Annotated in this window: 14 protein-coding genes; 8 read left to right on the forward strand and 6 right to left on the reverse strand. The window is 77.4% G+C overall.

What is annotated here, in order from left to right:
- The first annotated feature begins 39 nt into the window (after positions 1-39).
- A complete protein-coding gene (rarD, locus tag MHY85_RS14660; RefSeq protein WP_239197582.1) occupies positions 40-1044 on the forward strand; it encodes an EamA family transporter RarD in 1005 nt (334 codons plus the stop codon).
- 73 nt (positions 1045-1117) lie between these two features.
- Here the strand turns inward: rarD and MHY85_RS14665 are convergent, their stop codons facing one another.
- The 3 genes from MHY85_RS14665 to eccD are packed head-to-tail and all read right to left on the reverse strand — an operon-like array spanning position 1118 to position 5235.
- Entirely contained in the window at positions 1118-2476 is a 1359-nt protein-coding gene (locus MHY85_RS14665) for a S8 family serine peptidase (protein ID WP_239197562.1), read from the reverse strand.
- On the reverse strand, positions 2473-3882 hold the full coding sequence (gene eccB, locus MHY85_RS14670) for a type VII secretion protein EccB (protein WP_239197564.1): 1410 nt from the start codon (positions 3880-3882) through the stop codon (positions 2473-2475). The genes MHY85_RS14665 and eccB overlap by 4 nt, the downstream gene beginning before the upstream one ends.
- A gap of 3 nt (positions 3883-3885) precedes the next feature.
- The gene (gene eccD, locus MHY85_RS14675; RefSeq protein WP_239197566.1) at positions 3886-5235 is read right to left on the reverse strand and encodes a type VII secretion integral membrane protein EccD; all 1350 of its coding nucleotides are present in this window, start codon (positions 5233-5235) and stop codon (positions 3886-3888) included.
- A gap of 378 nt (positions 5236-5613) precedes the next feature.
- Between eccD and MHY85_RS14680 the strand changes: the two genes are divergently transcribed.
- The 6 genes from MHY85_RS14680 to MHY85_RS14705 all read left to right on the forward strand — a co-directional run bounded on the left by MHY85_RS14680 (position 5614) and on the right by MHY85_RS14705 (position 10884).
- Positions 5614-5925: a WXG100 family type VII secretion target gene (locus MHY85_RS14680; RefSeq protein WP_147795413.1), complete on the forward strand. Its 312-nt coding sequence runs from the start codon at positions 5614-5616 to the stop codon at positions 5923-5925.
- 18 nt (positions 5926-5943) lie between these two features.
- Positions 5944-6228, forward strand: coding sequence for a WXG100 family type VII secretion target (locus tag MHY85_RS14685; RefSeq protein WP_147795412.1), 285 nt, complete (start codon positions 5944-5946; stop codon positions 6226-6228).
- Positions 6229-6377: 149 nt separating this feature from the next.
- Complete coding sequence (locus MHY85_RS14690) at positions 6378-6761, forward strand: hypothetical protein (RefSeq protein WP_239197568.1); 384 nt, start codon at positions 6378-6380, stop codon at positions 6759-6761.
- A complete protein-coding gene (locus MHY85_RS14695; RefSeq protein ID WP_239197584.1) occupies positions 6761-8065 on the forward strand; it encodes a S8/S53 family peptidase in 1305 nt (434 codons plus the stop codon). Before MHY85_RS14690 ends, MHY85_RS14695 begins: the two co-directional genes overlap by 1 nt.
- Before the next feature lie 46 nt (positions 8066-8111).
- Complete coding sequence (locus tag MHY85_RS14700; protein WP_239197570.1) at positions 8112-9545, forward strand: hypothetical protein; 1434 nt, start codon at positions 8112-8114, stop codon at positions 9543-9545.
- Between the two features lie 94 nt (positions 9546-9639).
- Complete coding sequence (locus MHY85_RS14705; RefSeq protein ID WP_239197572.1) at positions 9640-10884, forward strand: S8 family serine peptidase; 1245 nt, start codon at positions 9640-9642, stop codon at positions 10882-10884.
- Between the two features lie 349 nt (positions 10885-11233).
- Here the strand turns inward: MHY85_RS14705 and MHY85_RS14710 are convergent, their stop codons facing one another.
- Positions 11234-12652 carry an RDD family protein gene (locus tag MHY85_RS14710; RefSeq protein ID WP_239197574.1) on the reverse strand — a complete coding sequence of 473 codons (1419 nt, stop codon included), beginning with the start codon at positions 12650-12652 and terminating at the stop codon, positions 11234-11236.
- 85 nt (positions 12653-12737) lie between these two features.
- Positions 12738-14105, reverse strand: coding sequence for a hypothetical protein (locus tag MHY85_RS14715; RefSeq protein WP_239197576.1), 1368 nt, complete (start codon positions 14103-14105; stop codon positions 12738-12740).
- Positions 14106-14365: 260 nt separating this feature from the next.
- Here MHY85_RS14715 and eccCa point away from each other — a divergent pair, with 260 nt between their 5' ends.
- Complete coding sequence (gene eccCa / locus MHY85_RS14720) at positions 14366-18343, forward strand: type VII secretion protein EccCa (RefSeq protein WP_239197578.1); 3978 nt, start codon at positions 14366-14368, stop codon at positions 18341-18343.
- A 485-nt stretch (positions 18344-18828) separates the two neighbouring features.
- Here the strand turns inward: eccCa and MHY85_RS14725 are convergent, their stop codons facing one another.
- Positions 18829-19560 carry an FHA domain-containing protein gene (locus MHY85_RS14725; protein WP_239197580.1) on the reverse strand — a complete coding sequence of 244 codons (732 nt, stop codon included), beginning with the start codon at positions 19558-19560 and terminating at the stop codon, positions 18829-18831.
- Positions 19561-19973 lie beyond the last annotated feature (413 nt).

The following is a 19973-nucleotide window of genomic DNA, read 5'->3' on the forward strand; positions in this document are numbered from 1 at the left end:
AGCCCGTGGCGGATGGCCCCCGGCGCGGCCGTCGTCGGCATGCTCGCCAACCCCGGCCGGCTGAACCTGGTGGTGGACGTCGCGCCCCCGGCCGCGGCCGCCGCGGCCCCCACCACGACCGGCGCCCTCGACCCCCGCGGCCTTGCCGCCGGCGTCGGCGCCTACCTGCTGTGGGGCGTCCTGCCGCTGTACTTCGAGCTGCTGAAGCCGTCGGGCGCCGTCGAGGTCGTCGCGCACCGGGTCCTGTGGTCGCTGGTCTTCTGCGCGGTCGTGCTGTCGGCCACCCGCACCTGGCGGGCGCTCGGCGTGGTGCTCCGGAACCGCCGGACGATGGCCCTGGTGGCGGCGGCGTCCGTGCTGCTCGCGGTGAACTGGCTGACGTTCGTCTTCGCGGCGCTCGGCGGCCACGTCGTGGACGCCGCCCTCGGCTACTTCATCAACCCGCTCGTCACGGTGCTGCTCGCCGTCGTCGTGCTCCGCGAGCGGCTGCGCCGGACGCAGTGGGTGGCGCTCGGGTTCGGCGTCGCGGCGGTGGTCGTCATCACGGTCGGGCTCGGGCGGCTGCCGTGGGTGGCGCTGACGCTCGCCGGGTCGTTCGGGGTCTACGGGCTGCTCAAGAACCGGGTGGGGCGCAGCGTCGCCGCCGCTCCCGGCCTCGCCGCCGAGACCCTCGTGCTGGCGCCGGTGTCCGCGGTGTACCTGGTCTGGCTGGGGACGACGGGTGGCTCCACGTTCACCGCGACCGGGACGTGGCACGCGCTCGCGCTCGCCGGGACCGGGATCGCGACGGCGCTGCCGCTGCTGCTCTTCGGGGAGTCGGCGCGCCGGCTGCCGCTGAGCGTCGTCGGCAGCCTGCAGTACCTGGCGCCGGTGCTGCAGCTGGTGATCGGCGTGCTGGTGCTGCACGAGACGATGCCGCCCGCCCGGTGGTGGGGCTTCGGGCTGGTGTGGGTGGCCCTGGTGCTGCTCACGGTCGACGGGGTGCGGACCCAGCGGGCCCAGCGGCTGCGCGCGGCAGCCGCCGCGCCCGCGGTCGCGGGCTGAGGGCACCGGGGGCCGGCGCGCCCGGGTCGGCCCGCGGCGGTCGGCCCGCGCCGGGGTCGCCCCGCGCCGGAGGTCAGCCCCGGCGCCGACGCCCCGCGACGCGCGCTGCCAGCGCCGCGAGCAGCACCACCGCGGTCCCGCCGATGCCCCACCACACCGCACCCGCGCGCGCTCCGGCCAGCGGGTCCTCCCGCGGCGAGACGTCGACGGTCCGCACGTCCGCGGCCTGCGCGGCGGCGCGCCCGTGGACCGGGCTGACCGGACCGGGCGCGGTGCCGTCGTCGACGAACTCCAGCGCCGCGTCCGGGCGCACGACGCCCCAGCCGACCATGTCGTCCCGCTCGGCGGGCTGGGCGCGGGCGGCCGTGACCTCGAGCCGGTACGCCCACTGCGCGGGGGTCTCCTCGGGGTACCGCTCGGCCAGCAGCGCCGCCGCGGCGCTGACGTAGGCGGTCGCGAAGCTGGTGGACGTGCCCTCGCCGGACAGCATGCAGTCGCCGGCGGCGTGGAAGGTCGTGAGGACGTTGGTGCCCGGCGCGGCGACGTCGACGTGGTCGCCGTGGATCGCGTCGCCGGCCGGCCGGTCGTCGACGTCGACCGCGGTCACCGCGAGCACGCCGTCGTAGGCGGCCGGGTACCGCGGGCCGTCGGTCTCGTCGCTGCTGGTGTTCCGGTTGCCGGCGCTGGCCACCACGAGGGCGCCGGCCGCGGTCGCCCGCCGGACGGCGTCGGCCAGGGCCGGGGTGTCGTTCGGCGTGCTCATGGAGACGTTGACCACCCGGGCGCCCGCGGCGACCGCGGCGTCGATGCCGGCGGCCATCCGCGTCGCGTCCGGGGCGACGCCCTGCTCGCGGGCCCGGTCGTCGTCGGCGTAGTAGACGCGGACGGGCAGGATCGTGGCCGCGGGCGCGAGCCCGACGACGCCCGAGCCCAGGTCGTCCCGCCAGCGGGCGGCGATCTGGCCGGCGACGGCCGTGCCGTGCCCAGCGGTGTCCGTGCGGCCGGCCGGGTCGCCGGCGACGCCCACCAGGTCGACCCCCGGGACGACGGCGCTGGTCAGGTGCGCGTTGCCGGGGTCCACGCCGGAGTCGACGACCGCGACCAGCACGCCCGCGCCGGTGGCGGACCGCCACGCGCGCTCGGCCGCGAGCCGGGTCAGCGCGGGCGGTGCCTCCGCGACGTACTGGGTCTTCTCCTGCGTGCACTGGGTGGTCGTCGCGGCGGGGAGCCGTGCGGGGACCGGGGACGGGCCGGCGAGCGCGACGCCGGCGGCCGGCCCCGCGACGAGGAGCGTGGCGGCGAGGCCGGCGAGCCCGGACAGGGCCGTGGTGCGCTGCGGGGACCGCCGCGCCGCGCCGCGCGCCGGGTGCCGCACCGGGCGCCGGGCCGGCCGCACGGGACCGCGGCGCCCGCCCGCGGCCGAGCCCGTCACGGGGCCTCGGCGCCGGCGCCCGCGTCCTCGCCGGAGCCCGCGCCGGTGACGCCGGTCGCCGCCGCCGTCCCTCCCGACACCTCGGTGGCGGCGGCCTCGACCGTCAGGTCCGGCCCGGTCGGCAGCAGGTCGGCCCAGGCCGGCGGCACCCGGGTCACGTCGTCGGGCGCGTAGCCGAGGCGGGCCAGCACCTCGTCGCTCGCGTCCGGCACCGGGTACGCCCGGCCGGAGCCGTCGACCAGCCGCACCGTCGCGGCGGCCCCGGCGGTCGTCTGGGCGCGCACCAGGGCCCCCGAGCCCGGCGCGACGCGCACACCGGCGGCGACCTGGGCCGCGTCGCGGAGCACGAGGTCGACCCGCTCGACGTCGCCGGTGGTGAGGACGACGCACGCGGTCGACCCGGAGCGGGGCAGGGTCGGCACGGTCGCCGGCAGGTCGTCGGGCGCCACCGGCGTCGCGGAGGTGCGGACGTCGGCGATCTCCGCCGCGGTGACCTGCAGCGGCTGCGCGGCGAGCTCGCCGGCGCCGAGCAGGTACAGCGGGTAGGCGAGGTCCGTCAGCGGCGCGAGCTCGCCCTTCGCGTCCACCACGTAGCGCCGGGCGCCGTCCCCGACGCCGGTCACCTCGACGAGCGTGCCGACCCGCGTGTCGACCGGCAGCCCGCCCTCGGGCAGCGCAGCGGCACCCGCGCCCGCGACGGTCAGCGGCGCCAGGTCGGAGCCGGCCGGCACCAGGTTGAGCCAGTCCGCGCCCGCGGTGATCGGGGTCGCGGTGTCCAGGCCGAGCGCGCGCAGCACGGCGGCCTCGTCGCTCGCCGGGATGCGGTGCCGGGTGCCGTCGGACACCAGGTAGAGCGTCCCGTCGGCCTCCACGAGCGCGCCGGCGCCGGGGTCGGCGGCCGGCGCGGGGGCGTCGGGGTCGATCGTCAGCGCGGTGCCGCCGTCGGGCGCGACGCACGCCTGCCAGCCCGTCGCCGCGAGCCGGCTCGCCAGCGGGAGCTCGTCGGGCGCGCCGGGGATGCCGAGGGTGGCGCCGCGCGGCGCGTCGGTGATGTCGTCCTCGCTCACGTCGACCACGTGGAACGAGCCCGAGTCGAGCACCAGGCGGGCGCTCGTCACGTTCAGCACCGGGTGCAGGGTGCCCTGGATGCCGACGTACCGGCTTCCGTCGCCCTCGACGATGATCAGCGACTGGTCGTCCCAGCCGTCCGGCAGCGTGGGGCTGAGCAGGCCGAAGCCCAGGCTCCCCAGCACCAGCAGCACGGACAGCGAGACGCCCGCGACGACGCCGCGCAGCGGCTTGGTGGGCTCGAGCTCCCGGCCGCCGGGCGCGCCGCTGGTGAACGCGGTCAGCAGGCGCCGGCGGCTGTAGCTCTGCGCCTCGACGAGGTCGCGCTTGGACGCCACGGGTCAGACCAGGCCCGCCGCGACGACGCCGAGCGGCAGCAGCAGCGCCAGGCAGGCGATCTCCAGGAAGTCGCCGAGCCGCGCCAGCCCGACACGGCGGCGCGGCGCGACCAGGCCCAGGCCGACGACGACGGCGGCGGCCGCACCGGCGACGCCCACCAGCGCGGGGCGCCAGCCCGGGTGCTGCGCGGCGGCCACGACCGCGACGACGACCAGCAGCGCCACCGACAGCCCGACCGTGAGCAGCACGTCGAGCCGGGAGTAGGTCTGCCGCGTCGCGAGCAGCAGGCCCGCCGCGGCGAGCACGAGCAGGAGGGTCCCGGCCACGCCGGTCGCGACGACCGCCGGCGCGGCGACCAGGGCGAGCACCCCGATCGCGACCCGCAGCGACACCTGGATCCGGTGCCCGGCCGCGAGCTGCGCCCGGACGCGCGCGGACTGCACCGCGGGCGGGTCCGCGAGGATCTCGGCCTCGTTGCGCGGCGACACCACGCGCAGCGGCGTGCTCGACAGCGCGAGCCAGGGGATCCCGATGCTCGCGGTGGCGACGACGGCCACGACCACCGCCAGCACCTCCCCGGGGCGGGCGTCGGTCAGCGCGATCGCGGTGCCGGCGACGGCGAGCGCGAGCCCGCCGGCCAGCGGCGCCGCGCTGAGCTCCCGGCGGTCGACGAGCGCGGGCATCCCCAGGAGGCCGGCGACCAGCACCCCCGTCCCCGCGAGCGCGGCGGGCCAGCCCCAGGACGGCGGAGCGGAGGTCGCGGTCAGACCGGCGACCGCGGCCAGCACGGGCGCGGTCAGCACGAGCACCCGGCCCGCGGCGGGCTCGGTGCCCACGCGGCCGACGACGGCTCCGGCCACGAGCGCGAGGACCGCGGCCAGCGCGGCGACCACCGGCGGCACGAGCGACGCCTGGTCGGCGCCGAGCAGCAGGGCGGCCCCGGCGAGCAGCAGCGCGCCGGCCGCCCACGCGGCGCTCAGCGCGGAGTCGCGCGGCGTCCACGGGGCGTACTGGTTCTCCACCGCGTCGGCCACGGCCTCCACGACGTCGTCGTAGATCCGCTCCGCCTCGCGGCGGGCGCCCGACTCCAGCGTGAGCACGGCGCCGTCCTCGACGCCCTCGGCCAGCAGGCTGCGCGCGGAGTCGATCGGCGTGCCGTCGGCCCGCACCAGGCGGTACCCGCCGTGCGCGGTGGCGGCGTCCAGCAGGCCGAGCGCGCGGGCCAGGCCCGGGACCACCTCGGCCATCGGCACGGCGCCCGGGATGCCGAGGTCGAGGCGGCGGTCCCCGGCGGTCACCGACACCCGCACGAGCGTCCCCACGGACGTCGTGGCGGCGGGTGCGTCTGTCATCGGGTCCCCTGTACTCCCTGGGCAGGTCGGCGGTCAGCATAGCGACGGCCGGGGATCCCGCCCGCGGAGCGCACGGCCGGGCGCGGCCGTCCGGGTGGACTCGGGGGCCCGACCCCCGGTCGGCGGTCCCCCTCCCGGAGTGCGCCGCGCCCGGCAAATGGGACGGAGAGCGACAGAACACGCCGGAGGACTGGGCCGATCGGGTGATCCGTGACACCAGTCAGCGTGGTTGTCCACAGGGAGGGTGATCTCACCTGACGCGTCCGCGACCTGTCGGTTAGCCTCGTCGCGGTTCCGGGGTCGAGTGAGCTCGGGCACAGGCGGCGCCGCAGGGGTGCACGTCAGGCAGGCCCACCGGGCCGTGTAGGGGGAGGTGACATGGCAGCAGAGGTCTCCGCAGCAGACGGCGCGCTCAAGCAGGGCGCCGACGCCGTGGTCCAGAGCCGTGGGGAGCTGCAGCGCGAGCTGAGCGCCCTCGAGGGCAAGCTGTCCGGCATCGGGTCGCACTGGCAGGGCCAGGGCGCCGTCGCGTTCAACGCGCTGATGGCCCGGTGGCGCGAGGACGCGAACAAGATCGTGTCCGCGCTCAACGAGTTCGAGGCCAACCTGCTCACCTCGCAGTCGACGTACACCGCGTCGGACGAGTCGCAGCAGTCCACCTTCAGCCGCCTTCAGGGCCGGCTGGGCTGACCGGGAGAGGACGAGACGATGGCTGACCTCAAGGTCAACTTCGGTGGTCTGTCGACCGCCGCCGCCGACATCCAGTCGAGCGCGAGCAACATCGAGTCCCGCCTGGCGGACCTCGACCGCTCCCTGCAGCCGCTCCGGGCCAACTGGTCCGGCGAGGCGTCGACCGCCTACACCGCCGCCAAGGCGAAGTGGGAGGCCGCGCTGACGGACATGAAGGCGCTGCTGGCCGACGTCGGCCGCGCGGTGTCGACCTCCGGCGAGGAGTACCAGTCCACCGAGCGGGCCAACGCCGCCCGCTGGTGAACCACCCCGGCGCCGCGCCCCGCGCGTGACGCCGACCCAGCACGACCCGCGCGGTCGCGCCCGCCGTCACCCACGACGGCAGCGGCGCGACCGCGCGGCCATCGCGTCGCAGGGGGCGACGCGGACGAGACTTCTTGCGGAGGACGGACGTGGCAGGCGACGTCGAGGTCAGGACCCAGGTCCTGCAGGCCCGGCTGGGGCAGCTCGTGACGCTGTTCGACGACACGGACCGGCTGAAGGGGCAGATCGCCCGGCTGCGCGAGGGCCAGTCCAGCGCGTGGCCGGAGATCCCGAGCGCGCAGACGTTCTCCGCGAAGTACGAGAGCGCCCTCCGGGACGCCGAGAACCGGCTCACCGCCATCCGCGAGACCATCGACGCGTGCCGGCAGGCGCTGGCCGACAGCGCGCTCTCGTTGGAGCAGCAGGACGCCGCCGTCGAGGAGCAGATGCGCGTGCTCGCGGCCCGGCTCGAGGGCACCTCGGCCACCCCCGCGACCGGCGGACCGGGTCGGCTCGCTCGGACGCGGTTCTGATGCGAAGTCGTCGATCCGTTCGGCAGGGCGCTGTCCTCGCCACCTCTGTCGCGGTCGTCGCACTCGTGGTGCCCGCGGCAGCTGCCGCAGCCGTTCCCGGCGCCGAGGACGGGCGGTGGTACTACGAGGCGACAGGGCTCGCCGACCTCCACCAGCGGACGACGGGTGAAGGCGTCACGATCGCCGTGATCGACGAGGCGGTGAACCCGGCCGTCGCCGATCTCGCGGGCGCCGACGTGCAGCCGCACGAGCCCTCGTACTGCGCCGCCCAGCCGGGGGGCGACGCGTATCCCGCCACCTCGACCGAGCCGGTCGCGGAGCACACCACGTCCATCGTGACGATGCTCGTCGGCACCGACGCAGGCGTGGGCGGGGCACCGGGCATCCCCGGCGTGGCCCCCGGAGCCACGGTCCGGACGTACGCCGTCCGCTACGGCGAAGCTCCTTGCGAGACGCCCGCGGGCCAGGAGGACCTCCAGGACGACGCCATCCGGGATGCCGTCGCGGAGGGAGCCGACATCATCGCTGTTCCGGGGGCAGCGAGCTTCACGACGGACGGCGTCGCCGAGGCGCTGCGCGCGGGCGCCGTCGTCGTCGCCGCGGGCGGCAACGACGGCTTCATCAGTGGGATGCCTTCCGTCGCGAACGGCGTCGTCAACGTCGGGACGGTCACTCCGGACGCGACCCTGGCCGACGGCAGCCCGCGCGGCGACCTCCTCGCCGTGGTCGCCCCGGGCGCGCATGTCCGCGCACTCGTCGCGCCCTGGGACGCGTACAACACCACCACCGGCTCCTCCAACGCGACGGCTTACACGGCCGGGGCGCTCGCACTCCTGTGGTCGCTGTACCCGGAGGCGACCGGAGGCCAGCTGCTCCAGGCGATGATCCGAACCACCGGCGGCGAGGTGACCGCCGAACCGGCAGCACACGACGGGAGCTGGGGCTACGGGACGCTGAACGTCCGGTCACTGCTCTCGGTCGACCCGACGACCTATCAGGACGAGAACCCCTTCCTGCTCGACGACGGCACCAAGCCGACTCCCGCTGAGGTCCTCGGTACCGGTCCCGGTACCGCACCAACGGCGGAACCCTCGTCCGGCGGGACGGTGACGGACGGCGGCACGACGACGGGCGAGACGACAGAGAGTCCCGACCTCCCGCTGGGTGTGGTGGTCGGTAGCGCCGTCGCCGTCGTCCTCGTCGCTGGCGTCGTCACCGCCGTCTTCCTCAGGCGACGGAAGGCGACCGTGCCTGGCCACTCGTACGACGAACCGCCCACGTATGCAAGGGGGAACCATGGGTGACCACGCCGAACAGCTCGGTCGGACTCGAGACGCGAACCTTGGCGCGATGGACACGTCCGTCCGCCAGCTGTCCTCGTACTCGTCCGGCATGGAGACGACGGTCGACACGCTCCGCGCCGTCGGCAGCGAGCCGGGGCTGGAGGGTGCAGGCGCCGACGCCGCGACCGAGCGTTTCGCCGCCCTCGCCCGCGAGGTGGCGACCGTCGCCGACTACCTGACCACCCTGGCGGAGGGGGGCGCGCAGGCCACCGCCGCCATCGTCGCCGCGAAGCAGGCCTATGCCGACCTGCCCGACGGCGAGCTGTCGTGGGGCGAGCGCACTGGCCTCACCGCCGCGACCACCGTGGCGCTCCCCGGGTTCGGGACCGTGACGGGCGTCGTGGCCGGCGAGATCATCTCGAGGCAGCGCGAGGCCGCGCGCGAAGCCGCAGCCGCAGCCGCCCTCAACCGCCTCGACTCCTCCCTGAGCACCATCAGCCTCGAGCCACCGACGACGGCGCGCAGCAGCGCCGACCCCACCACGGGGACGACGGGCGCCGAAGGCGGCGGGGCGGGGCCCCGCGGCACCAACGTCTCCGGCGGCTGGTCCGGCGGGTCGTCCGGCGGGACCGGGCGTGGCGTCGACTCCTACTCCCCGGGCACGAGCGCAAGCGCGGGCCTCGTCGGGTCGTCCTGGACGCCCGGCGGCAACTCGGTCGGCGGGGTGCCCACCGGCTCCGGCGGTCACGGGGGCAACGACTCGGGTGGCGGCTCCGTGGGCAAGGACCCGATCTTCGGCGGTGGCGGCTCGACCGGCGGGGGTTCGACCGGCGGCGGCAGCGGCCTCGGCGGCGGGCACGTCCCCGGTTCCGGTGATGGCACGTCCTCGGACGGCCTCGTCGGCGGCACGGTCCCCGGCGGCTCCGGCGCGGGCGGCGGTGGCGCGTTCCTCGGTGGGTCCGGCTCCTCGGGCACCAACGGCGCGAACGGGCTCGCCGGTCTGGGCGCGGGCGGCCTCGCCGGCGGTCTGACCGTGGGCGGTGCGGCGCTCGGTGGCGCGGGCCTGAACCGGCTCGCCGCCGGCGGCGGTGCGGGTGGTCTCGGTGGCGTCGGCGGCCTCGGTGGCGCTGGCGGCGTCGGCGGCCTGGGTGCCGGCACGGGCGTCCCGCTCGGCACGGTCGGCGCAGGCACCTCCGGCTCTGGTCTCTCCGGCTCCACGTCTGCCCTGGTCCAGGGCTCCCAGGCCGGTGCCGCGGGCGCCGGTGCGTCGGGCGCTCGTACCGGCGGCATGGCGGGCGCCCCGATGGGTGGCGGCGGTGGCGCGGGCGCGGCGAAGGGCTCCAAGCGCCGTGCGTCCGGCGGGCTGCTCGCCCCGGATATCGAGGTCGAGGACGGCGCCGAGGCGCCCGACCTGGGCGCCGCCGCGCGTGCCGGTGGTCGGGACTCCCTCCGCGCGGTCGCCCCGGCGCCGACTGCCGCGGACGACCAGGACGACTGGTGAGCTGCGCGGCCGGTACGCCCTCGTCGACGCCCGCGAGGGCGACGCGGAACCAGCTGTGACGCGTCGCCCCCGCGGGTCGGGAGCCGTCGCGGCGATGGTCGCGACCGGCGCGCTGCTCGTCGCGCCCACGGCCCACGCCGCGGTGCCCGGTTCCGATGACGGCCGCTGGTACTACGAGGCGACCGGACTCGCTGAGATCCACCAGCGGACGACCGGCACCGGCATCACGATCGCGGTGCTCGACGAAGCGGTGAACCCGGGGGTCGCCGACCTCGCGGGCGCCGACGTGCAGCCGCACGAACCGTCGTACTGCGCCGCCGAACCGGGCGGAGAGGCGTATCCCGCCACCTCGGCCGAGCCCGTCGCGCAGCACACGACGTCAATCGCCACCATGATCGCCGGCACCGACGCCGGCACCGGCGGGGCGCCGGGTATCCCCGGTGTCGCCCCTGGGGCGACCGTCCGGACCTACGCCATCCGCAACGGCGACCAGCCGTGCGAGACGCCCGGCGGTCAGGAGAACTACCAGGACGACGCCATCCGGGACGCCATCGCCGACGGTGCCGACATCATCGCCGTGCCCGGGGCCGGCAAGTTCACGACCGACGGCGTGGCAGACGCGCTCCGCGCCGGCGTGATCGTCGTCGCAGCAGGAGGCAACGACGGCTTCCTGAGCGGAATGCCGGCCATCGCGAACGGGGTCGTCACCGTTGGCACGGTGACCTCGGATGCGACCCTCGCGGAAGGCAGCCCGGTCGGCAGCAAGCTCTCGGTGGTGGCGCCCGGGGCACGCATCCGCACTCTGGTCGCGCCGTGGGACTCGTATGGGACGACGACCGGGTCGTCGAACGCGACCGCGTACACCGCGGGTGCTCTGGCACTGCTCTGGTCGCTGTACCCGGAGGCGACAGACGGGCAGATCCTGCAGGCACTCATTCGCACCACCGGAGCCCAGGTGACGGACGAGCCCGCACCTCACGACACCACATGGGGCTACGGAACGGTCAGTCCCCGTTCACTCCTCACGGTCGACCCGACCACGTACCTCGACGAGAACCCGTTCCTTCTGGACGACGGCACCGACCCGACCGTCGCCGACGTCCTCGGCACCGACGAAGGTCCGGAACCCACGTCGGCCGCCGACGCGGCTGACGCCGCCGCGGACGAAGGCGCGCCGCCCGCCGATGCGGGGCGCGGCACCGGGCTATCGGTCGCGGTCCTCGTCGGCAGCGGGATCTCGGTCCTCGTCGCGGGGATCGCGGGCGCCGTCCTGGTCTCGCGACGACGGGCTCGACGCGCGCCCGCATCCCCGCACGGGGAACCGCCCACGTACCCGTAGGGGAGCCGTGGGTGATAGCGCCGACCAGCTGGGTCGCGCTCGAGACTCCGAGCTCGGCGCGATGGGCACGTCCGTCCGCCGCTCACGTCCTGCTCGTCGGGCATGGAGCCGACCGTCGACACGCTCCGAGCGGTCGCGAGCGACTCAGGGCTCGATGGGACGGGCGCCTATGCGGTGGCCGACCCGGTGTGGGGCGCTGGGGCGCAAGGTGGCGACGGTCGCCGACTACCTGACGACTCTCGCGTCGGGCAACGCCCACGCCTGAGGACGTTGGCCTCCCCGGGCCGTCGTGGACCAGCCGCCCGAGCGCTGCCGGCGGCCGCCGGCAGCGGGGGCGGCGGGCGCCCGCTCAGCCCCGCGCCGCCCCCGGCGCGTCGATCCGCACCCCGCGGTCCCCCACCTGGATCGTCGACCCCGACGGCACCAGCACCCGCTGGTCCGCCGGCACCGGCACGACCCGCCCGCCGGGCAGCCGCAGCGTGGTCCCGTTGCCCGATCCGGCGTCGGACACCCAGAACGTGCCGTCCTCGATCCCGAACCGGGCGTGCGTGCGCGAGACGCTGCGCTCCGGGTCGTCCACCACGACGACGTGGTCGCAGCGCTCGCCGGCGGCGGGGCGCGGGGCCCGGCCGATGAGCCCGGGGCCGGTGACGGACATGACCTCACCGGTGTCGAGGGTGACCAGGAACGGGGACGGCTGCGCCTGGTGGTGCACCACGCGGGGGGCGGTGGGCTCCGGGTTCGGCCGGGCCGGGACCACCGGGCGGATGCCGACCGACTGGGCCTCCGCGGCGGGCTGCGCCGCTGCGGCCGGGGGCGCCGTCGGGACCGCCGACGCCTGCGCGGTCGCGGCACGCGCGGCCCGACGACCGGTCGGGGCTCCCGCGCCGCCGTCGGCCGGCGTGGCCACCGTCGCGGGCGGCTGGGTCGCCGGGGTCGGCGGGACGGCGGCGGTGACCGCGGCCGGACCGACCTGCAGCGGGCGGGGAGGCTGCGTCGCCGAGGCGACCACCGGCGGCCGCCCGGGGGCCGCCCCCGCGGTCTGCTGCTGCGGCACGCCCGGGGCGCCGACCTGCGCGGCCGCGCGCGGCGCCGCCCCCACCGCCACGGCCCCCGCGCGCTCCTCGGCCTCGGCGGCCTCCTCCACGGCCCGCTCGTGCGCCCGCACGTCCACGACGACGGCGCGCCCCACGCGGTCGTGCCACGCCTGCGCCCGCCCGGTCTTGTCGAAGGCCCCGGACGCGACGACCACCCACTGCCCCAGGCCCGCGGCGGCGTGGCCGGCGGCGAGCACCAGCCCGCGCAGGAATGCGCGCGCCGGGCCGACCGAGTACGGCGTCTCCTCACGCGCGGTGCGCAGCCCGAGGACGGTGTTGCCGAGCGTCCGTCCGGTGTGCGCCTCCCAGACGAGCAGGCCGACGGCGAGCTCGACGACGACGAGCGCCGCGAGCAGCCAGGAGCCGGTCCAGGCGAGCAGACCGCCCGCGACCGCACCGACGGCCACGGCGTCGACCGCGTAGGCCAGCACGCGGCGGCCGGGCCCCGCGGGGGTGGCGTCGCCGAACGCCGGGTGCAGCACGGCGGGGCGCGGCTCGCGCGGCCGGGCGTCGGCGCGGGCCCGGCCCTGGGCGCCCTCGACGACCGTGACGGTGGCGTCGGGCTGCGCAGGGGCGCCGCAGGCGGTGCAGAACCGGGCGTCGGGGGCCAGCGGCCGGTGGCAGCTCGCGCAGGTGCGGACGGCGACGGTGCCGACCGGCATCGCGCTCATCGTCTGGTCCACGTCGGCTCCCCCGTCGTCGCTGTCGTCCTGCCCCTGCCCGGTGCGCCCCGCCCGCCGCGCCCGGCCCACCGCCTCACGACGTCACCCGCCGCAGCGTCTCGATCAGGTCCGCCGCCACCAGCGCCGCGGGCAGCGCCAGCACGACGCCCAGGCCCTCGACCGCGTCCGCGAACCGCGACGCCACCACCGACTGCCACCCGCGCCCCAGCGCCACGCCGATCGCGGCGGCGGCCAGCGCGACCACGAGGCACCCGGCGGCCAGCAGGACCGCGTCCGGCCCGAGCCGCGGCGCGCCCAGCGCCGCGAGCTCGACGAGGACGAGCGCGGCGGCCACCCGCGGCGCCCAGCGCGCGACCGGCCCCCGCGCAGCCCGAGGCTGCAGCGACAGCACGGCCACCAGCGCCGCCACGAGGGCGACCGCCGCCCAGCCGCGCAGCGTCGCCCGCTGCGGGTCGCCGAGCGCCGCGACGAGCACCAGCGGGACCAGCACGGGCGGCAGCGCGCACACCAGCAGCACGCCGGCGTCCGTGCGGCGCTCGGCGGAGTCGACGGTGCGGACGACCTGGCGCTCGTTGACCCGGCCGAGCCCGCGCGGCCGCGGCCCGCGGACGGACGGGGCGGTGCGGGCGACGTGCGCGAGGTCGACCAGCTGCTCGTCCGGCACGGACAGCGCCATGACGGGGATCGCGCGGAGGCCGACCGGCGTCAGGCCCAGCAGCACCGCCGCGGCGACCACGCCCGGCAGCCCGGCCAGCAGCACCGCGAGCGCCAGCCCGGCCACCACGCCGACCGCGACGACCAGCACCCCCGCGACGTCCTGGCCCCGCCGCTCCGCCCGGGTGGCGACCCAGCGCACCGCGGCGACGGCGGTCGCGGACACCAGCCCGGCGACGAGCGCGAGCCGGCGGTCGGCGGACCCGGCGGGGTCGACGGCGGCCACCCCCGCGGCGAACGCCAGCACGGGCGCGGCGAGCGTGGCGGCGGTCGCCGACGCGACGGGCACGACCGCGAGCGCCACGGCGGCCACCCCCAGCAGCACGGCGGCGGCGAGCGCGAGCCAGCCCCGCGCGACGGGGTCGATCAGGGCGACGGCCGCGAGCACGCCCGCCGCGGCCGCGGCGGCGCCCAGCAGCGCGGGCTGCGGGTCGGGCCGGCGGGCGACCCAGCCGGCGCGCGCACGGGCGGCCCGGCCCCGCGGGCGCGGCGCGGGCGCGACCACGTGCACGACCGCGCCGTCGGCCACCTGCGCGGCGACCGGCGCGGCGAGGTCGAGGACGCGACCCGCGGAGTCGAGGGCGAGCATCCCCGGGACGAGCGGCACACCCGCGGCGGCGAGCAGCTCGCCGAGGGTGCGGCCGGCGTCCAGGGCGACGTCGAGGCGGCGGGTGCCCAGGTGCACGGCGACGCGCGTCAGGGGTGCGCCGGTCGCCTGCACCGTCACGCGCTCTCCCTCCGCCGGTCGCGCGCCCGGCGGGGCGTCGGCGGCGGTCCCGCCCGCCCCCGGGCGCGGCGCCAGTCATGCTATGCGGTCAGGGCCGGTCAGCACCCCGGTCGTCCCCCGGTCCGGGCGCACCGCGGCGAGGATCGCCCGGACGGTGGAACGCCGACCGCCCCGCGCGCGCCCGTGCGGGTAGGTTGACGCCACAGGAACGTCGGGGGGCGTCTGGCTCCCCGCCCGGCAGGAGGGACCGAGCGCCGACGATGTCGATCGCGCCGCAGCAGGGGACGCGCCTCGAGCCGCCCGCCGTCCCCAGCGGACAGGTCGTCCTGCAGCCCCCGCCCGAGATCCAGGCCTCCGACGGCATCAGCGGGATGCTCGCGAACGCGATCCCCATGCTCGGGTCGGTCGGGTCGATCGTGTTCGTCGCGACCACGCAGCCCGGTCCGCGCGGCTTCATCACGGCGGGCATGTTCCTGCTGGCGTCGCTCGGGTTCGTCGGCGTCAACGGCTGGCGGCAGCGGTCGCAGCACCAGGCCCAGGTCGTGGGTGCGCGGCGCGAGTACCTCGCCTACCTGTCCGACCTGCGGAACTCGGTCCGGCAGGCCGCGAACGCGCAGCGCCGCGCCGCCGAGTGGACCTCCCCCGACCCGCGGGCCCTGCCGGCGGTCGCCGAGGAGCGCACCCGGGTGTGGGAGCGCCGGTCGCAGCACGACGACTTCCTGGTGGCGCGGGTCGGCGTCGGCGCGCAGCCGCTCTGCCTCGACCTCGAGGCGCCGCAGACGCCGCCGCTGGCGCAGCTCGACCCCGTCGCCGCGTCCGCCGCGCACCGGTTCCTGGTGACCCACCGGGTGCAGCAGGGCGTCCCGCTGGCGTTCGACGTCCGGTCCGTCGCCCGCATCGAGGTCACCGGCGCCGCCACCGAGACGCGCGCCCTCGCCCGCGCCGTCGTCAGCCAGCTCGCGACGTTCCACGCGCCCGAGGACCTGCAGATCGCCGTCGTGGCGAGCGACGCCGCCCTCCCCGAGTGGGACTGGGTCAAGTGGCTGCCGCACGCCCACTCGACGCGGACCCGGGACGCCGTCGGCGCCGCCCGGATGATCGGGACCACCCTGGCCGACGTCGAGTCGCTGCTCCCCGAGGACCTCGTCGACCGGCCGCGGTTCGGCTACGCCGCCGAGGCGCCGCTGCCGCACGTGCTGGTCGTGGTCGACGGCGGTCACGTCCCGGTCGGCAACGCGATCCTCACCACCGACGGCGTGCTCGGCGTGACCGTCCTGGAGCTGCCCGACCGCTGGGACGAGCTCGACGAGCCCACGACGCTGCGGCTCAACGTCGGCGGGGCGGTCGCCACCGAGGACGCCGTGCGCGCGCCGGTCGACGTGCTGCGGCTCGGCAACGCGCCGGTGCGGGTCGAGGGCGACCAGATGTCCGTCGCGGACGCCGAGGCCACCGCGCGCCGCCTGCTGCCGCTGCACGTCGAGTCCGGGCCGGAGCGCGGCGACGAGGAGGTGTCGTCCGAGCTGGTCGACCTCCTGGGCGTCGGCGACGTCCGGGACCTCGACCTGGACGTCGCGTGGCGGCCCCGCCTGCCCCGCGACCGGCTGCGGGTGCCGATCGGCGTCACGCCGCAGGGCCAGCCCGTCGCGCTCGACATCAAGGAGTCCGCCCAGCAGGGCATGGGCCCGCACGGGCTCATCATCGGCGCCACCGGCTCCGGCAAGTCCGAGGTGCTGCGCACGCTCGTGCTGGCGCTCGCGATGACGCACTCGTCCGAGGACCTGAACTTCGTCCTCGTCGACTTCAAGGGCGGCGCGACGTTCGCCGGCATGGCGGACATGCCGCACGTCTCGGCGATCATCACCAACCTCGGCGAGGAGCTCACCCTCGTCGACCGCATGCAGGACGCCCTGCAGGGCGAGATGGTCCGCCGCCAGGAGCTGCTGCGCGCCGCGGGCAACTTCGCCAACGTCGCCGACTACGAGAAGGCCCGCAAGGGCGGCCGCACCGACCTGGCCCCGCTGCCGGCCCTGCTCATCGTCTGCGACGAGTTCTCCGAGCTGCTGTCCGCGAAGCCGGAGTTCGTCGACCTGTTCGTGACGATCGGCCGCCTGGGCCGGTCGCTGCAGATGCACCTGCTGCTGTCCTCGCAGCGACTCGAGGAGGGCCGGCTCCGCGGGCTCGAGTCGCACCTGTCCTACCGGATCGGCCTGCGCACCTTCTCGGCCGCCGAGTCGCGCACCGTGCTCGGCGTCCCCGACGCCTACACGCTGCCGCCGGTGCCGGGCATGGGCTACCTGAAGCCCGACACCACGACGATGATCCAGTTCCGCGCCGCCTACGTCTCCGGCCCGCCGAAGGCCCGGCGCCGGGCCGCGGCCGGCGGCACCGTCGCGGGGACCGGGCTGACCCGGCTGGAGTCGTTCACCGCCGCGCCGGTGCTCGGTGCGGTCGAGGTCGAGCCCGCGACCACCGAGGTCGTGGCGACCGAGCCCGAGGAGTCGCGCGCGACGTTCGACATCGCCGTGCAGCGGATGAAGGGCCAGGGCCCGCCCGCGCACCAGGTGTGGCTGCCGCCGCTGGTCGTCCCCCGCACGCTCGACGAGCTCATGCCCGACCTGGTCGCCGACCCGCGGCTCGGCCTGGTGTCCCCGGGCTGGCGGTCCGCCGGCACGCTCACGGTCCCGCTCGGCACCGTCGACCGGCCGCTGGAGCAGCGCCGCGAGAACCTCACCGTGTCGCTCGGCGGCGCGGCCGGGCACATGGCGGTCGTCGGCGCCCCGCGCACCGGCAAGTCGACCGTGCTCCGCTCCGTCGTCACGGCGCTCGCGCTCACGCACACGCCGCTCGAAGTGCAGTTCTACGTGCTCGACTTCGGCGGCGGCACGTTCGCCCCGCTGGCCGGGCTCGCGCACGTGTCCGGCGTGGCCTCCCGGGCCGAGCCCGACGTCGTGCGCCGGACGGTCGCCGAGGTCGAGTCGATCGTCGACGAGCGCGAGCGGTACTTCCGGGCGAACGGCATCGACTCGATCGAGACCTACCGCACCCGCCGCGCGCAGGGCACCGCCGACGACGGCTACGGCGACGTGTTCCTGCTCGTCGACGGCTGGTCCACGATCCGCGCCGAGTTCGACGAGCTGGAGCCGCGCATCCAGGCGCTCGCCGGCCGCGGCCTCACGTTCGGCGTGCACCTCGTGGCGTCCGCCGCCCGCTGGATGGACTTCCGCACCCAGGTGAAGGACCTGTTCGGCACCCGGCTGGAGCTCCGGCTCGGCGACCCGATGGACTCGGAGATCGACCGCAAGGTCGCCGTCAACGTGCCCAAGGACCGGCCCGGCCGCGGCCTCGCCGTGTCGAAGCACCACGTGCTGACCGCGCTCCCCCGCGTCGACGGCGACTCCTCGCCCGACACCCTCGGCGCCGGCGTCGCGCACCTCATCGAGACCGTCAACGCCGCGTGGCAGGGTCCCGCCGGCCCCAAGCTGCGGCTGCTGCCCGACGAGGTCACGCTCGACCACGTCCGGTCCGACGCCCGCGCCGACGCGCGCCGGCTGCTGCTCGGCATCGACGAGGCCGCGCTCGCGCCGGTCGGGATCGACGTCGCCGAGGAGCCGCACCTGTACGCGTTCGGCGACGGCGGCTCCGGGAAGTCCGCGCTGCTCCGGGCCGTGGCGTCCGAGGTCCGCCGGCTGCACACCCCGCAGCAGGCGCAGATCTTCGCCGTCGACTTCCGGCGGTCGCTGCTCGGCGAGATCCCCGAGGAGTACCTCGCGGGCTACTTCACGACCCAGGACCAGGCGGCGGCCGAGATCGCGGGGCTCGCCGACTACCTGCGCACCCGGCTGCCCGGCCCGGACGTCACCCCCGAGCAGCTGCGGTCGCGGTCGTGGTGGACCGGCGCCGAGGTCTACGTGATCGTCGACGACTACGACCTGGTCTCGACGACCACCGGCAACCCGCTGCAGCCGCTCGTGCCGCTGCTCGCCCAGGCCGGCGACGTGGGCCTGCACCTGGTGCTCGCCCGCCGGTCCGGCGGCGCCGGGCGCGCGATGTACGAGCCCGTGCTGCAGGCGCTCCGCGACCTGGCCGCGCCCGGCATCGTCATGTCCGGCAGCCCGGACGAGGGCGCGCTGGTCGGCGGGGCGAAGCCCGTGCCGTCCGTGGCCGGGCGCGCGCAGCTGGTGACCCGCGACGAGGGCCGCCAGGTCGTCCAGCTGGCCTGGACCCCGCCGACCCTCTGACGGAGCGGGCGCCGCCCGCCGGACGCGGTCCCGCCGCCGGCAGCGGTCCGCGCGCCGGCCGGCAGCCGTCCGCGCCGCCGACCGGCAGCCGCCCGCGCCGCCGACCGTGCAACCGACACGTCGAGAGTGCATCCGCCGGGTGCTCGTTCGACGTGTCGGCTGCTCGCTCGCGGGGTGGCGCGCACGGAGCGGCCGGAGGGCGCGGCCGGGACTCGGCCCCGGGTGGGCGGCGCGGCCGACACGGCGCGACCCGGGTCAGTGCTGCGGGGTGGGCGGCGCGGCCGGCCCCGGTCCCCCCGGCCCCGGGGCGGCGCGCCTGCCGGGAGTCCCGGCTGCGACCATGCTGCCGCCGGGGGCGTGCACGTCACCTCATCCGCACGGGGTGAGCGTCACCCCGTGCGGCTCCCCGGACGGCGAGGTCGAGGCTTCTCGGCGACGTCGAGGGGTTCTCCGGGGTCTCGGGCGGGAAACGCTCGACCTCGGCGTCAGGCCGTGGTGACGGTGATGCGGCGGCTGCCCAGGACCAGGGTCCAGCCGGCGCCGACGCGGGCCGGTTGCCCGGGCGGGAGGCTCCAGGGCTTGCCTACCGCGTCCAGGAGGACCGTGCCGTTGGTGGAGCCGCGGTCGAGCACGTCGAGGCCGCCGTCGACCGGCCAGAACGCCAGGTGGGTCGAGGACACCGACTGGCCCGGGTCGTCGATCGTGACCAGGTGGGCCCACTGCTCGGACCCCGGGACCGGGCGGCGACCCACCAGACCGGGGCCGGTGACGGTGACGTGCTCGCCGGTGTCGAGCACGAGGGCCAGCGTGGACGCCGCGTCGAGCGAGCCCGCCCACCGGCCGACGCGGGTGTGCTCCAGGTCGCCGAGGCTCGCCGTCGGGACGGTCGTGTCCGGCAGGCCGACCGGGGCGTCGGCCGCCGGCGCGGGATGCGTGGCCGGCGAGGGGGCGGACGATGCCGCGTGCCGCGGCGCCGTCGCTGGAGGTGCCGCCGCGGGATCGGGAACGGGCACCGTCGGCTGAACGGGCACGTCGGGCGGGGTCGCGGGCACGTCGGGCGGGGTCGCGGGCACGTCGGGCGAGTGCGACGCCGACGCCGGCACCGAGGGCGGCACGGGCAGGACCGGCGTGAGCGACTCCGACGCGGCTGAACCGAGCGACTCCGACGCGGGCGACCCGAACGGCTCGGACGCGTCCGGCGACGGCGCGTCCGACACGGGCGGAGGCGGCACGTGCAGGTCCGCCGCCGCGAGGCCGGGCGCGTGCAGGCCCGCCGGGGCGCCGGGGGTCGACCCCGCCGCTGAGGCGGCCTGTTCGCCGGCGGGGCTCTCGGTCCGCGGCGTCGAAGCGTCCGCGCCGGCGGACGTCCGGGTTCCCGGCGTCGGCGCGTCCGCGCCCGCGGGCGGCCCGGACGTCGGGGCGGCGCGCGGGGCCGCCGGCGCGGAGGCCCCGGGGGCGGTGACCGCCGCGGACCGCGGCGGCCCGGACGTCGGGGCCGTGGCACCCGGGTCCCGTCCCACGGCCCCCACGTACGGGCCGCCGCGGTCCGCCGCGGTCACCGCCCCCCGGGCCTCCGCGCCGGCGGCCCCCCGCGCCCCCCCCACCTCCGGGCCGCCCCCGGGCGCGGTCG

The organism is Cellulomonas sp. ACRRI (assembly GCF_022346185.1).
Lineage (GTDB): Bacteria > Actinomycetota > Actinomycetes > Actinomycetales > Cellulomonadaceae > Cellulomonas.